This window comes from Streptomyces sp. NPDC056734 (genome assembly GCF_042790455.1).
In the GTDB taxonomy this organism is placed as follows: Bacteria; Actinomycetota; Actinomycetes; order Streptomycetales; family Streptomycetaceae; genus Streptomyces.
In genome coordinates, this window is sequence record NZ_JBHTZD010000023.1 from 1 (window position 1) to 14,232 (window position 14,232).

Annotated in this window: 12 protein-coding genes and 1 riboswitch; of the genes, 11 read left to right on the forward strand and 1 reads right to left on the reverse strand. The window is 69.1% G+C overall.

Features of this window, described 5'->3' with window-relative positions; translation table 11 throughout:
• The first annotated feature begins 160 nt into the window (after nucleotides 1–160).
• From ACFRFC_RS29910 to ACFRFC_RS29955, 10 genes are all read left to right on the forward strand, one after another.
• Nucleotides 161–769: a CDP-alcohol phosphatidyltransferase family protein gene (locus ACFRFC_RS29910; RefSeq protein WP_382690970.1), complete on the forward strand. Its 609-nt coding sequence runs from the start codon at nucleotides 161–163 to the stop codon at nucleotides 767–769.
• Nucleotides 770–885: 116 nt separating this feature from the next.
• Nucleotides 886–3,381 (forward strand): sugar phosphate nucleotidyltransferase, encoded by a 2,496-nt coding sequence (locus ACFRFC_RS29915; RefSeq protein ID WP_382690973.1) that lies wholly within the window; start codon nucleotides 886–888, stop codon nucleotides 3,379–3,381.
• A 96-nt stretch (nucleotides 3,382–3,477) separates the two neighbouring features.
• Entirely contained in the window at nucleotides 3,478–4,416 is a 939-nt protein-coding gene (locus ACFRFC_RS29920; RefSeq protein ID WP_382690975.1) for a DUF881 domain-containing protein, read from the forward strand.
• Nucleotides 4,413–4,745 (forward strand): small basic family protein, encoded by a 333-nt coding sequence (locus ACFRFC_RS29925; protein WP_003988855.1) that lies wholly within the window; start codon nucleotides 4,413–4,415, stop codon nucleotides 4,743–4,745. The genes ACFRFC_RS29920 and ACFRFC_RS29925 overlap by 4 nt, the downstream gene beginning before the upstream one ends.
• Nucleotides 4,746–4,749: 4 nt before the next feature.
• The gene (locus ACFRFC_RS29930) at nucleotides 4,750–5,583 is read left to right on the forward strand and encodes a DUF881 domain-containing protein (protein ID WP_382690978.1); all 834 of its coding nucleotides are present in this window, start codon (nucleotides 4,750–4,752) and stop codon (nucleotides 5,581–5,583) included.
• A 130-nt stretch (nucleotides 5,584–5,713) separates the two neighbouring features.
• Nucleotides 5,714–6,580, forward strand: a complete 867-nt coding sequence (locus ACFRFC_RS29935; protein ID WP_382690981.1) for an FHA domain-containing protein — start codon at nucleotides 5,714–5,716, stop codon at nucleotides 6,578–6,580.
• Between the two features lie 38 nt (nucleotides 6,581–6,618).
• On the forward strand, nucleotides 6,619–7,356 hold the full coding sequence (locus tag ACFRFC_RS29940; protein ID WP_382690983.1) for a MerR family transcriptional regulator: 738 nt from the start codon (nucleotides 6,619–6,621) through the stop codon (nucleotides 7,354–7,356).
• 90 nt (nucleotides 7,357–7,446) lie between these two features.
• Nucleotides 7,447–7,920 carry a bifunctional nuclease family protein gene (locus ACFRFC_RS29945; RefSeq protein ID WP_004002801.1) on the forward strand — a complete coding sequence of 158 codons (474 nt, stop codon included), beginning with the start codon at nucleotides 7,447–7,449 and terminating at the stop codon, nucleotides 7,918–7,920.
• A 264-nt stretch (nucleotides 7,921–8,184) separates the two neighbouring features.
• Nucleotides 8,185–8,829, forward strand: coding sequence for a MerR family transcriptional regulator (locus ACFRFC_RS29950; RefSeq protein ID WP_382690986.1), 645 nt, complete (start codon nucleotides 8,185–8,187; stop codon nucleotides 8,827–8,829).
• Nucleotides 8,830–8,931: 102 nt separating this feature from the next.
• Nucleotides 8,932–10,266 carry a DNA polymerase IV gene (locus ACFRFC_RS29955; protein WP_382690989.1) on the forward strand — a complete coding sequence of 445 codons (1,335 nt, stop codon included), beginning with the start codon at nucleotides 8,932–8,934 and terminating at the stop codon, nucleotides 10,264–10,266.
• Nucleotides 10,267–10,559: 293 nt separating this feature from the next.
• Here the strand turns inward: ACFRFC_RS29955 and ACFRFC_RS29960 are convergent, their stop codons facing one another.
• Nucleotides 10,560–10,934: a PRC-barrel domain-containing protein gene (locus ACFRFC_RS29960; RefSeq protein WP_382690992.1), complete on the reverse strand. Its 375-nt coding sequence runs from the start codon at nucleotides 10,932–10,934 to the stop codon at nucleotides 10,560–10,562.
• 114 nt (nucleotides 10,935–11,048) lie between these two features.
• Nucleotides 11,049–11,144, forward strand: a riboswitch (glycine riboswitch).
• A gap of 169 nt (nucleotides 11,145–11,313) precedes the next feature.
• On the opposite strand from ACFRFC_RS29960, the gene gcvP reads away from it, so the two are divergent.
• The gene (gene gcvP, locus ACFRFC_RS29965) at nucleotides 11,314–14,199 is read left to right on the forward strand and encodes an aminomethyl-transferring glycine dehydrogenase (protein ID WP_382690995.1); all 2,886 of its coding nucleotides are present in this window, start codon (nucleotides 11,314–11,316) and stop codon (nucleotides 14,197–14,199) included.
• Nucleotides 14,200–14,232 lie beyond the last annotated feature (33 nt).

Sequence of the window (14,232 nt, forward strand, 5' to 3'; positions counted from 1 at the left end):
CGTTTGGTTTTGCTGGGGGTACCCTGTGGGTTTGTTGGCCCCCGCCGAACTTCTCTTAGAGCGTTGGCTCTTGGGCTGTACAGCCCAAGAGCCAACGCTTTTTTGCGTTGAGGTAGGGTCGGGGGGCATCGTTGGCTCATTTCCCACAGGAGGCCCCCGGGTGGAGGTCCAGGAGACTCGCGTCCAGACGGACCGTGTGCTCACCATCCCCAACATCCTCAGTATGGCCCGGCTCGTCGGTGTGCCGCTCTTCCTGTGGCTGATTCTCAGGCCCGAGTTCGGAGGTCCCAAGAGCGACGGATGGGCGCTGTTGGTGCTCGCTCTGAGTGGGATCAGCGACTACCTGGACGGCAAGCTCGCTCGGCGCTGGAATCAGATCAGCAGCCTTGGCCGGCTTCTCGACCCGGCCGCTGACCGGCTCTACATTTTGTCTACTCTGGTCGGACTGACATGGCGTGAGATCCTGCCCATCTGGTTGACGGCTGTACTGCTGGCGCGGGAGCTGGTTCTCCTGGTGATGGTGGGAATCCTCCGCCGGCACGGCTATCCACCGCCCCAGGTGAACTTCCTCGGGAAGGCGGCTACCTTCAACCTGATGTATGCGTTCCCCCTGCTCCTGCTCAGTGACGGAAGTGGATGGATCGCGTCACTGGCTGCTATTTTCGGATGGGCGTTCGCCGGATGGGGTACAACGCTGTATTGGTGGGCAGGAGTGCAGTATGTGGTGCAAGTCCGCCGTCTGGTTCGCGCGGACGCCACGGCCGATTGAGCTCGCCGATAGGCGCGGCCCGTAACGGCGCGATGGCCCGCAGAGGAAAAGTGCGGGACAATTCGGACGGGTGAAGTCGGCTAGACCGTCGTCTCTTAGAGGAGGACGCTTCCGACATGAAGGCCGTCGTGATGGCCGGTGGCGAGGGCACACGCCTTCGCCCTATGACCTCAAGCATGCCCAAGCCGCTCCTGCCGGTAGTCAACCGGCCGATCATGGAGCACGTTCTGAGGCTGCTCAAAAGGCATGGGCTCAACGAGACAGTAGTAACCGTCCAGTTCCTGGCATCGCTCGTCAAGAACTACTTCGGTGACGGTGAAGAGCTCGGAATGGAGCTCACCTATGCCAACGAGGAGAAGCCACTCGGTACCGCCGGAAGCGTCAAGAACGCCGAGGAGGCGCTGAAGGACGATACCTTCCTCGTCATCTCCGGTGATGCGCTGACCGACTTCGATCTGACCGAGCTGATCAATTTCCACAAGGAGAAGGGCGGGCTCGTCACCGTCTGTCTGACGCGTGTCCCCAATCCGCTGGAATTCGGCATCACCATCGTCGACGAGGACGGCCAGGTCGAGCGGTTCCTGGAGAAGCCGACCTGGGGTCAGGTCTTCTCCGACACGGTGAACACCGGTATCTACGTCATGGAGCCCGAGGTCTTCGACTATGTCGAGGCCGACGTGCCCGTCGACTGGTCCGGCGATGTGTTTCCGCAGTTGATGAAGGAAGGCAAACCCATCTATGGGTTTGTGGCCGAGGGCTACTGGGAGGACGTCGGCACGCACGAGAGCTATGTGAAGGCGCAGGCCGACGTCCTGGAGGGCAAGGTCGACGTAGAGATCGACGGGTTCGAGATCTCGCCCGGGGTCTGGGTCGCGGAAGGCGCGGAAGTCCATCCGGACGCGGTGCTGCGCGGGCCGCTCTACATCGGCGACTACGCCAAGGTCGAGGCCGGGGCGGAGATCCGTGAACACACGGTGGTCGGGTCGAACGTCGTCGTGAAATCCGGGGCCTTTCTGCACAAGGCCGTGGTGCACGACAACGTGTATGTGGGGCAGCACAGCAATCTGCGGGGCTGTGTCGTCGGGAAGAACACCGACATCATGCGGGCAGCCCGGATCGAGGACGGGGCGGTCATCGGGGACGAGTGCCTGATCGGTGAAGAATCGATCGTTCAGGGCAATGTGCGGGTCTACCCCTTCAAGACCATCGAGGCCGGCGCCTTCGTCAACACCTCGGTGATCTGGGAGTCGCGAGGACAGGCGCATCTGTTCGGGGCTCGGGGTGTCTCCGGGATTCTCAACGTGGAGATCACGCCGGAACTGGCGGTACGGCTCGCGGGCGCCTACGCGACGACCCTGAAGAAGGGGTCGACCGTCACGACCGCGCGGGATCACTCCCGTGGCGCACGCGCGCTGAAGCGGGCGGTGATCTCCGCCTTGCAGGCCAGCGCCATCGACGTACGGGATCTGGAGAACGTACCGCTGCCTGTGGCGCGGCAGCAGACTGCTCGGGGGAGTGCCGGTGGGATCATGATCCGGACGACGCCCGGGGTGCCTGATTCCGTGGACATCATGTTCTTCGACGGGCAGGGCGCTGATCTGTCGCAGGGCAGTCAGCGGAAGCTGGACCGGGTCTTTGCGCGGCAGGAGTATCGGCGGGCGTTCCCCGGGGAGATCGGGGACCTGCATTTTCCGGCCAGTGTCTTCGATTCGTACACGGGTTCGTTGCTGCGGAATGTGGACACGACCGGGATCGCGGAGTCCGGGCTGAAGGTCGTGGTCGATGCTTCGAACGGTAGTGCGGGGCTGGTGTTGCCGAGTCTGCTGGGCAAGCTCGGGGTGGACTCGCTGACGATCAATCCAGGTCTGGACGAGTCGCGGCCCACGGAGTCGGCGGACGCGCGGCGGTCGGGGCTGGTGCGGCTGGGCGAGATCGTGGCCTCCGCGCGGGCGGCGTTCGGGGTGCGGTTCGACCCGGTCGGTGAGCGGCTGTCGCTGGTCGATGAGAAGGGGCGGATCGTCGAGGACGACCGGGCCCTGCTGGTGATGCTCGACCTGGTGGCCGCCGAGCGGCGCAGCGGGCGGGTGGCCCTGCCGGTGACGACGACCAGGATCGCCGAGCAGGTGGCGGCTTACCACGGCACGCAGGTGGAGTGGACGACCACCTCGCCCGACGATCTGACCCGGGTCGGGCGGGACGAGTCGACGATCTTCGGCGGGGACGGCCGGGGCGGGTTCATCGTCCCGGAGTTCAGCAGTGTCTTCGACGGTACGGCGGCGTTCGTACGGCTGATCGGGCTGGTGGCGCGGACGCAGCTCACGCTGAGCCAGATCGATGCGCGGATTCCGCGTGCGCACGTCCTGAAGCGGGATCTGGCGACCCCGTGGGCGGTCAAGGGCCTGGTGATGCGGCGGGTCGTCGAGGCGGCCGGAGATCGCTTCGTGGACACCACGGACGGGGTGCGGGTGGTGGAGACCGACGGGCGCTGGGTGATGGTGCTGCCCGACCCGGCCGAGGCCGTCACCCATCTGTGGGCGGAAGGGCCGGACGATGCCTCCGCTCAGGCCCTGCTCGACGAGTGGGCGGCCGTGGTGGACAGCGCCGGGCGGTAGAAGAGCGGCACGCGCGCGTGCCGGACAGGTGCCCCTAGGGGGCCCGCCCGGCACGCGCGTAGGGCCATTCGGAGGTAGTGGCCGCGACGTGCGACGATGTGCGGCATGCCGCAGCAGCCCCGCATTCGGAGCACTCCCGCGCGCGTGCGTGCGTCACGCCCGGACGCGTCCATGTCGCTGCTCACCAATGTGATGGACCACAGCCTCGACGACGGATACGCCCAGGCCGCGGAGCGTAGGAAGGCCGCCGGTGAGGGAGGCTCGCCGAGGACGTTGCGCGCGAAGCTGGGGCTCGCCGCGGGGCTCGTACTGGCGGCCCTGGTGGTGACCGTGGGGGCGGCGCAGGCGCGGGTCTCCGCTCCGGTGGTGGCCAAGGAGCGCGAGGAACTGATCGATCGCATCGACCAGGAGACCACGGCGGCGGACGATCTGGAGAGCGCTGTCGAGGGGCTGCGTGACGATGTGGCGGCGCGGCAGCGGGCGGCGCTCCAGCAGAGCGGGGACGGCGACGGGACCGATCTGGTGGGCGTCCTGGCCGGAGCCGTCGAGGTGCATGGTCCCGGTGTGAAGCTGGTTGTGAACGACGCGAAGGAGGCTTCCGCCGAGGGGGGTTCGGATCCGCGCGGGACGTCGGCTTTCTCCGACACGGGCCGGGTGCGTGACCATGACATGCAGCGCGTGGTCAACGGGTTCTGGGAGTCGGGCGCCGAGGCCATCTCCATCAACGGGCAGCGGCTGACGGCGCTGTCGGCGATCAGGGCCGCGGGTGACGCGATACTGGTCGACAACCGGCCGTTGGTGCCCCCGTACACGGTGCTCGCGGTGGGGGACGGGGACCGGATGAGCACCCAGTTCCAGAACAGTGCGGACGGGCTCTATCTGCATGCCCTCCAGGAGAACTTCGGGATCCGGACGGCGATTTCCGTTCATGAGGACCTCCGGCTGCCGGGCGCGCCCAGCGTGCTGGTGCGCACCGCGCGGCCCGGTACCGAGACCGCAGAGCCGAGAACCGAGACTGAGAAAGGCACATCGTGATCGCCGTACTGGGCCTCGTCGTGGGAGTCGTGGCCGGACTGCTGGTCCGGCCCGAGGTTCCGGCGGTCGTCGAGCCCTACCTGCCGATCGCCGTGGTGGCGGCACTGGATGCCGTCTTCGGGGGACTGCGGGCCATGCTCGACGGCATCTTCGACGACAAGGTCTTCGTGGTGTCGTTCCTGTCGAACGTGGTCGTCGCCGCGCTGATCGTGTTCCTGGGCGACAAACTGGGCGTGGGCGCCCAGCTGTCGACCGGGGTCGTGGTCGTGCTCGGTATCCGGATCTTCTCCAACGCCGCGGCGATCCGCCGGCATGTCTTCCGGGCGTGAGGCGATGAGCAACCAGCACGGGGCGCACGGAAGTCCGCTGCGCAAGGAGCTGCCCCAGGAGATCCCGGCGCAGCCAGGTTCCGTCGAGGAGCCCGAGCGGCGGGGGGAGCCGTCGCTGACCGGCCGGCAGCGGCTGGCGCAGGGGCTGTGGCCGCCGCGGGTGACGCGCGCGCAACTCATCGTCGCGCTGTTGCTGTTCGGGCTCGGGTTCGGGCTCGCCGTCCAGGTCGCTTCGTACAGTGACGGTGACAGTGCTCTGCGTGGTGCCCGGCAGGAGGATCTTGTGCGCATCCTCGATGAACTGGACGACCGGACTGAGCGTCTTGAGGACGAGAAGCAGGGGCTTGAGAAGCAGCGGGAGGAGCTGGAGAACAGCTCGGACCAGGCGGAGGAAGCCCTCAGGCAGACGGTCGAGAAGGAACGGCAACTGGGCATCCTGGCGGGCACGGTGGCCGCCCAGGGGCCCGGAATCACGATGACCATCGAGGACGCGAAGGGGACGGTCGAGGCGAACATGCTGCTCGACGCGATCCAGGAGCTGCGCGCCGCCGGCGCGGAGGCGGTCCAGGTGAACGGCGTGCGCGTGGTCGCGGACACCTATCTGACGGATTCCGGGAACGGAGTCGGCGTCGACGGGAACAAGATCAACGCGCCCTATCGTTTCCAGGTCATCGGCAAGCCGCAGGATCTGGAGCCGGCGCTCAACATCCCAGGAGGCGTGGTGCAGACGCTTGAGAAGGAGCAGGCCACGGTGACCGTCGAGCGGGCGGACAAGATCGTCGTGGACGCCTTGCGAGCCGCGGAGCAGCCTGACTACGCTCGGTCGTCCTCCCAGTGAACCGGGGGTGCATGGGGGGCGTCGGAGCAGGGCATGAGGTTGCGGGGGGTCGGCGCACCGAACATGTGGTGCGTGGTGGAAACTGTCCGGTGGCTACGGACGTTGTGAGGGTGTCCGGGTCAGCCGGAGTATGCAGTCAGGGTTCGTCCTGCCCCACGGGCGGGTCTGTTTCGGTCAAGGGGAATCGCCCGTGAAGTTGTTTGCGAAGTTGTTCGGCAAGAGCTCGCGAGAGGGCAGCGGCAACGCGACGGCCCGCCATCGCGCACAGCCCGACGCGGAAGGGCAGCGCCCGCTGTTCCGGGACCAGGTGGGTGGTCCGGGCGCGCCGTCGGTTGACCCTGCCCAGGCCGGAGGCATAGGTTTCGGGCAACCGTCAACCTCAAGTACGGGTGGAGGGTTTTCGCCCGATCCGTACGCGTCCCATTCCCCGGCGGGGCAGCCGCGGCAGGAGGATCCGTCGATGTCGGCCCTGGTGTGTTCGAGGTGCGGCAACCGCAATGCGGAGAACAGCCGCTTCTGTTCCAACTGCGGCGCGCCCCTGCGCCCCGGCGTGGTCCCCGAGCGGGCGTCCGAGACGACGTCCACGATCTCGATCAGCGGCCTTGAGGCGTACGACTCCGAGGTCACCGGGCAGACCCAGATCCCGGCCCTGTCGCCCGAGGCGCAGGCCGCGGTCGACGCGCTGCCGCTGGGCTCGGCCCTGCTGGTGGTGCGCCGCGGGCCGAACTCCGGGAGCCGCTTCCTGCTGGACAGCGACCTCACCACGGCCGGGCGCCATCCGCAGAGCGACATCTTCCTGGACGACGTGACCGTCTCGCGCCGCCATGTCGAGTTCCGGCGCGCTCCGGACGGGTCCTTCACGGTCGCCGATGTCGGCAGCCTGAACGGCACATATGTCAACCGCGAGCGGATCGACCAGGTCGCCCTGCACAACGGCGACGAGGTGCAGATCGGCAAGTACCGGCTCGTCTTCTACGCGAGCCGGCAGGTCATCTGACCTCACCGGACACGGTCCGGGAATCCCAGGGAAGGTCCATGCTCCATACACCGAGCGGCGGTGCCGGTCACGGCGCCGCCGCCACGGACAGCGGGCTGATGAGCATCGGCACGGTGCTGAACGTGCTGCGGGAGGATTTCCCCGAGGTCACCATCTCCAAGATCCGGTTCCTGGAGTCGGAAGGGCTGATCGAGCCGCAGCGGACCCCGTCGGGGTACCGCAAGTTCAGCGCCGGTGATGTCGAGCGCCTCGGTCATGTGCTGCGGATGCAGCGGGACCACTATCTGCCGCTGAAGGTGATCCGCGAGCACCTGGAGGCGATGGAGCGCGGCGAGGACGTACAGCTGCCGGCGCTGGGCCGGGCGCGGGGCGGTGAGGGCGCCTCCGAGCCGTCCGACGCGCCCACGGCGGCCCGGATCGGCCGCGCCGAGCTGCTGGCCGCCGCCGGCATCGGCGACGAGGAACTCGCGGAATGGGAGTCGTACGGGCTGATCGCCCCGGTCGCGGAGGGCGTGTACGACGCGGAGGCGGCCACCGTGGCCTCGCTGGTGGTGGAACTCGGGCGGTCCGGGATCGAGCCTCGGCATCTGCGGGTGATGAAGGCCGCCGCCGACCGGGAGGCCGGGCTGGTGGACCAGGTGGTGGCGCCGCTGCGGCGGCACCGCAATCCGCAGACCAGGGCCCATGCCGAGGCCCGTACGAAGGAGCTGGCGGGGCTCGCCGTGAAGCTGCACGCGGCGCTGGTGCAGTCCGCGCTCGGGGTGCGGCTGCCCTGAGGGGCGGACGTGCCGCCGCGGCACGACCGGATCCGGACCTGTGGACGTCCCGACTACCCAAATATCCCGGGCACGGCCTAGGGTTGCTGTGTGAACGAGCTCGATGTCGTAGGTGTCCGGGTCGAAATGCCCTCCAACCAACCGATCGTGCTCCTGCGTGAAGTGGGAGGCGACCGTTACCTCCCCATCTGGATCGGGCCGGGGGAGGCGACGGCGATCGCCTTCGCCCAGCAGGGCATGGCGCCCGCCCGGCCGCTGACCCACGACCTGTTCAAGGACGTGCTGGAGGCCGTCGGCCAGGAACTCACCGAGGTGCGCATCACGGATCTGCGTGAGGGCGTCTTCTACGCCGAGCTGGTCTTCGCCAGCGGCGTCGAGGTGAGCGCCCGTCCGTCCGACGCCATAGCGCTGGCCCTGCGCACCGGAACGCCGATCTACGGCAGTGACGGAGTGCTCGACGACGCGGGCATCGCGATCCCCGACGAGCAGGAGGACGAGGTGGAGAAGTTCCGCGAGTTCCTCGACCAGATCTCGCCCGAGGACTTCGGCACCAGCAGCCAGTGAGACATGGACGGCCCGGCGGACACACGGTGTGCGCCGGGCCTTACTGTTTCGGGGACTCGTACCGCTTCGGCCCGGCAAATGCCAGGGGCGTGTGAGAGCGTCCTGCGGCTCACCGTCGGCGCATTCGGCTAGCCTTTCCCCGCGGTGGGACACGGGAAACCACTCCTGGGGTGATTATCACTCGGCGTGCCGAGTGTGGCGATCGTTGACGCACCCTCGGTGACTGCCTACCGTCGAGAAGGCAGGTCAAGGACGGAGGTCGGCGTGAGAAGCAGCGGCGACGGTACGGCTGGGGGTGCCCCCGGGCGCAGTCTCGGGGAGAGCGGTCCGTACCCGCTTCACGGCAGCACGACCGGTCAGGCTGCGCAGCGACCGACGGCCGTGCCCACCAGCGGAGGGGCGACGTCGATGACGTCCGAGCAGATCGGCTACCGCGGTCCGACGGCCTGCGCCGCCGCCGGCATCACCTACCGGCAACTGGACTACTGGGCCCGCACCGGGCTCGTCGAGCCCAGCGTACGGCCCGCGCACGGGTCGGGGACGCAGCGGCTGTACAGCTTCCGGGACGTCGTCGTCCTGAAGATCGTCAAGCGCTTCCTGGACACCGGGGTGTCGCTCCAGAACATCCGGACCACGGTCCAGCATCTGCGCGAGCGCGGTTTTCGCGACCTGGAGCGGATGACGCTGATGAGCGACGGCGCCACGGTCTACGAGTGCACCTCGCCGGACGAGGTGCACGCGCTGCTCCAGGGCGGGCAGGGGATCTTCGGGATCGCCGTGGGCGTGGTGTGGCGGGATGTGGAGGGCGCGCTCTCGCAGCTGCACGGGGAGCGCATCGACACCGGTGAGACGCTGGTCGGCCACAACCCGGCGGACGAGCTGGCGCGGCGGCGCAACCGGGCCGTCTGAGCGGCTCCGCGCCCGGCGTTCCGGGCCCGGACGCGGCCTCCACGGCGGCCCGTGTCTCGTCGCGGCGGGGCGTTGTCAGTGGTGTGGTGCAGCATCGTAGGTGTGAGGAGAACACCCACGGTCCTGCATCTCGACATGGATGCCTTCTTCGCCTCGGTGGAGCAGGCGTCCAAGCCGAGCCTGCGCGGGAAAGCGGTGATCGTGGGAGGGCTGGGGCCGCGCGGGGTGGTGGCGACCTGCTCCTACGAGGCCCGGGTGTTCGGGGTGCACTCGGCGATGCCGATGGCGCAGGCGCGGCGGCTGGCGCCGAACGCCGCGTATCTGGTGCCCAGGTTCGGGTTCTACCGGTCGGTCAGCGAGCAGGTGATGGCGTTGCTGGGGGCGCTGTCGCCGCTGGTGGAGCCGCTGAGCCTGGACGAGGCGTTCGTGGACCTGGAGGCCGGGGAGACGGCCTGGGACAGTGAATCGGCGCGGCTGGCGGGGATCAAGCTGCGCGCGGACATACGGGCCGCCACGGGGCTGACCGGGTCGGTGGGGCTCGCCGCGTCCAAGATGCTGGCGAAGATCGCCTCCGAGCAGGCCAAGCCCGACGGGCTGGTGCTGATCGAGCCGGGGACCGAGCGGGCGCTGCTCGCGCCCCTGCCGGTGCGGACACTGCCCGGGGTGGGGCCGGCGACCGGTGATCATCTGCGCCGGGCCGGGATCACCACGGTCGAGGAGCTGGCCGAGGCGGGCGAGGACGAACTCGTCCGGCTGCTGGGCAAGGCACATGGGCACGCTCTCTACGCCATGGCGCTGGCCCGCGACGACCGGCCCGTGGTCGCCGAGCGGGAGACCAAGTCGGTGTCGGTGGAGGACACCTACGACGTGGACATCCATGACCGGGTGCGGGTCGGGCTGGAGGTGCAGCGGCTGGCCGACCGGTGTGTGCGGCGGCTCAGAGGGGCCGGGCTGTCGGGGCGGACGATCGTGCTGAAGGTGCGGCGGTACGACTTCTCGACGCTCACCCGGTCCGAGACGCTGCGGGGTCCCACCGACGATCCGGCGGTGGTGCGGGAGGCCGCCGCGCGGCTGCTGGAGTCCGTGGACACGACGGGTGGGGTGCGGCTGCTGGGGGTCGGGGTCAGCGGGCTCGCCGATTTCACGCAGGAGGACCTGTTCGCGCAGGCCGCGGGGGTGCTGGCGGACGAGCATCCGGAGGAGCACCCCCAGGAGGGGGAGCGTGCGGAAGCGGAGGAGCACGCCGAGCGGCGGTGGCCCGCGGGGCACGGGTGGGTGCAGGGGAGCGGGCTCGGGCGGGTGACCGTGCGGTTCGAGACACCGCAGTCGGAGCGGGCGGGGCGGGTGCGGACGTTTCGGACCGAGGATCCGGAGCTGGAGCCGGCGGATCCGTTGCCGTTGGTGGTGGGGGATTTGGGGGTGAGGGGGGTGGGGTGAGGGAGGTTGGGTGCTGGTGCTGGTGCTGGTGCTGGTGGTGTGAAGGGGCGTGTCTGTGTGGTGGGGCGAGGGTGATGGGGGGAGGGTGTAGAGCGTCGGTGGGTGCTTGAGCTGGGCCGGGCGGCGTGGGCCTGGTGAGCAGGGTTGGGGGGAGGCGTGTCCGTGCGTAGGGAAGCGTTTGCGTGGGTGCGTGGGTGCGTGGGTGCGTGGGTGCGTGGGTGCGTGGGTGCGTGGGAGTGGGCCGGTCGTGGTCCGGCTCCGGTTTCGAACTGCGGGGTGGGCGGGCCCGTGGGTCAGGTGGTCTCGTCCTGGCCCGCGACCCGGCCGAAGTCTCGGTCCGGTACGGACGGTGGGGCGGCGACGTCCAGGCCGTAGTGGTGGTAGAGCTGGAGTTCCTGTTCGGGGGAGAGATGGCGGCCGACGCCGAAGTCGGGGGCGTCCTTGATCAGGGCGCGGTCGAAGGGGACGTGCAGAGTGCCTTCGATCAGTTCGCTGGGCTCCAGGGGCACGAAAGCGTCCCGGCTGAACAGGCCCGTCCTTATGGCGGCCCACTCGGGCACGCCGGTCGCGTCGTCGAGGTAGATCTCGTCGATCGTGCCGATCTTGGTGCCGTTGCGGTCGAACGCCTTGCGGCCGATCAGGTTGCGCGGATCGATGTCGGTCTGCACGGTCCCTCCACGTGGTCGCAACTCATCCGTAAGCACTACGAAAGAGCACATTGGGGAACGCGGCCACTCGAAGGTCCGTGCGGAGAGCGCGCTGGTAGGCTGACAAACGGCTGCTGACCCCGTGCGGGAGAGTCCTCCGGAGAGTCCCGGAGGCGCCGAAGGAGCAAATCCTCCCCGGAATCTCTCAGGCCCCCGTACCGCACGGACGAGGTCACTCTGGAAAGCAGGGCGGTCGCCGACGGCTGCCGCCCTCACCGACGGTGAAAGCCGGACGTCTGTCCGGTGAAGCTCTCAGGTTGTGATGACAGAGGGGGAGGCCGTCGGGGCTACCGCGCCGTGGTGCCCCTCGAAGGTCGCGTCAGACCAGGAGGCCTCCGCAATGACCGCCCATCGCACTCCGCTCTCCGAGCTTGAGCAGGGAATCCCCTTCGAACAGCGGCACATCGGCCCGGACCAGGAGGCGCGGGCCAAGATGCTCGCCCAGGTCGGTTACGGCTCGCTGGACGAGCTGACCGCCGCCGCCGTCCCGGACGTGATCAAGAACGCCGACGCGCTGGACCTGCCGGGCGCGCGCACGGAGGCCGAGGTGCTGGCCGAGCTGCGCTCCCTGGCCGACCGGAATCAGGTGCTCGACCCGATGATCGGGCTCGGGTACTACGGGACGTTCACGCCGCCCGTCGTGCTGCGCAATGTGATGGAGAACCCGGCCTGGTACACGGCGTACACGCCCTATCAGCCGGAGATCTCGCAGGGGCGGCTGGAAGCGCTGCTGAACTTCCAGACCATGGTCGCCGACCTCACCGGGCTGCCGACCTCCGGGGCCTCGCTGCTGGACGAGGGCACGGCCGCCGCCGAGGCGATGGCACTGTCCCGGCGCATGGGGAAGAACAAGAAGGGCCTCTTCCTGATCGACGCGGACGCGTTGCCGCAGACCATCGCCGTGATCGAGACGCGGGCCGAGCCGACCGGCGTCGAGGTCGTCGTCGCCGACCTGAGCGAGGGCATTCCGGCCGAGGTGGCCGGGCGGGAGATCAACGGCGTACTGATCCAGTACCCGGGCGCCTCCGGGGCCGTACGGGACATCAAGGCGGTCGTCGATCAGGCGCACGGGCTGGGCGCGGTGGTCACCGTGGCCGCCGATCTGCTGGCGCTGACGCTGCTGAAGTCGCCCGGTGAGCTGGGAGCGGACATCGCGATCGGCACGACCCAGCGGTTCGGGGTGCCGATGGCCTTCGGCGGGCCGCACGCCGGATACATGGCGGTGCACGAGAAGTACGCGCGCAGCCTGCCGGGCCGGCTCGTGGGTGTCTCGGTGGACGTGGACGGGAACCAGGCGTACCGGCTCGCGCTCCAGACGCGGGAGCAGCACATCCGGCGCGAGAAGGCGACCAGCAACATCTGCACCGCGCAGGTGCTGCTCGCCGTGATGGCCGGGATGTACGCCGTGTACCACGGGCCCGAGGGGCTGCGCACCATCGCGTGGCGTACGCACCGGTACGCGGCCGTTCTGGCGGCCGGGCTCCGCAGCGGCGGGGCCGAGGTCGTGCACGGAACCTACTTCGACACGGTCACCGTGCGGGCCGAGGGCCGGGCGGCGGGGATCGTGGCCGCCGCGCGGGAGAACGGGGTCAACCTGCGGCTCGTCGACGCCGACCAGGTGTCCATCGCCTGCGACGAGACGACCACGCGGACCCAGCTGCGTGCCGTATGGCGCGCGTTCGGGGTCGAGGGGGACATCGAGGCGCTGGACGCCGTGTCCGGGGACGTCCTGTTGGACGGGGCGCTGCGCAGTGACGAGTTCCTGACCCACCCCGTCTTCCACCGGCATCGCTCGGAGACGGCGATGCTGCGCTATCTGCGCAGGCTGGCCGATCGTGACTACGCGCTGGACCGCGGCATGATCCCGCTGGGTTCCTGCACGATGAAGCTCAACGCGACGACCGAGATGGAGCCGGTGACCTGGCCGGAGTTCGGACAGCTGCACCCGTTCGCGCCCGCCGAGCAGGCGCAGGGGTATCTGACGCTCATCCGGGAGCTGGAGGAACGTCTCGCCGAGGTCACCGGGTACGACAAGGTGTCGTTGCAGCCCAACGCCGGGTCGCAGGGCGAGCTGGCCGGGCTGCTCGCGGTGCGCGGGTACCACCGGGCCAACGGGGACGAGCAGCGGACCGTGTGTCTGATCCCGTCGTCCGCGCACGGGACCAACGCCGCCAGTGCCGTGATGGCGGGCATGAAGGTGGTCGTCGTGAAGACCGCCGGGGACGGCGAGATCGACGTCGAGGACCTGCGCGCGAAGATCGAGCAGCACCGGGACGAACTGGCCGTGCTGATGATCACGTACCCGTCGACCCATGGCGTGTTCGAGGAGCATGTCGCCGACATCTGCGCCCAGGTGCACGAGGCCGGTGGGCAGGTGTATGTCGACGGGGCCAATCTCAACGCGCTGGTGGGGCTGGCCAAGCCGGGGCACTTCGGCGGCGACGTCTCGCACCTGAATCTGCACAAGACCTTCTGTATCCCGCACGGCGGCGGTGGTCCCGGCGTCGGTCCGGTGGCGGTGCGCTCGCACCTGGCGCCGTATCTGCCGAACCACCCGTTGCAGCCGGCCGCCGGTCCGGAGACGGGCGTGGGGCCGGTCTCGGCGGCTCCGTGGGGTTCGGCGGGGATCCTGCCGATCTCCTGGGCGTACGTGCGGCTGATGGGCGGCGAGGGGCTCAAGCGGGCCACGCAGGTGGCCGTGCTGTCCGCCAACTACATCGCCAAGCGGCTGGAGCCGCACTATCCCGTGCTCTACACCGGGCCCGGCGGGCTGGTCGCGCACGAGTGCATCATTGATCTGCGCCCGCTGACCAAGGCGACCGGTGTGAGCGTGGACGATGTGGCCAAGCGGCTGATCGACTACGGGTTCCACGCGCCGACGATGTCCTTTCCGGTCGCCGGGACGCTGATGATCGAGCCCACCGAGTCGGAGGATCTGAGTGAACTCGACCGGTTCTGCGAGGCGATGATCGCCATTCGTGCCGAGATCGAGAAGGTCGGCGCGGAGGAGTGGCCGGCGGAGGACAACCCGCTGCGGAACGCGCCGCACACCGCCGCCGCGCTGGGCGGGGCGTGGGAGCACGCGTACACCCGGGACGAGGCGGTCTTCCCGGCCGGGGTCTCCGTCGCGGACAAGTACTGGCCGCCGGTGCGGCGCATCGACCAGGCGTTCGGGGACCGGAACCTGGTGTGCTCGTGCCCGCCGTTGGATGCGTATGAGGAGTGAGGTGCGGGCGCTGGGTGCGCTTGGGTTTGCTGT

What these genes read in the sequence shown, in the direction of transcription:
- ACFRFC_RS29915 (WP_382690973.1), top strand. Translation starts at nt 886, where the DNA reads ATGAAGGCCGTCGTGATGGCCGGTGGCGAGGGCACACGCCTTCGCCCT.
- ACFRFC_RS29920 (WP_382690975.1), top strand. Translation starts at nt 3,478, where the DNA reads ATGTGCGGCATGCCGCAGCAGCCCCGCATTCGGAGCACTCCCGCGCGC.
- ACFRFC_RS29930 (WP_382690978.1), top strand. Translation starts at nt 4,750, where the DNA reads ATGAGCAACCAGCACGGGGCGCACGGAAGTCCGCTGCGCAAGGAGCTG.
- ACFRFC_RS29935 (WP_382690981.1), top strand. Translation starts at nt 5,714, where the DNA reads ATGCAGTCAGGGTTCGTCCTGCCCCACGGGCGGGTCTGTTTCGGTCAA.
- ACFRFC_RS29940 (WP_382690983.1), top strand. Translation starts at nt 6,619, where the DNA reads ATGCTCCATACACCGAGCGGCGGTGCCGGTCACGGCGCCGCCGCCACG.
- gcvP (WP_382690995.1), top strand. Translation starts at nt 11,314, where the DNA reads ATGACCGCCCATCGCACTCCGCTCTCCGAGCTTGAGCAGGGAATCCCC.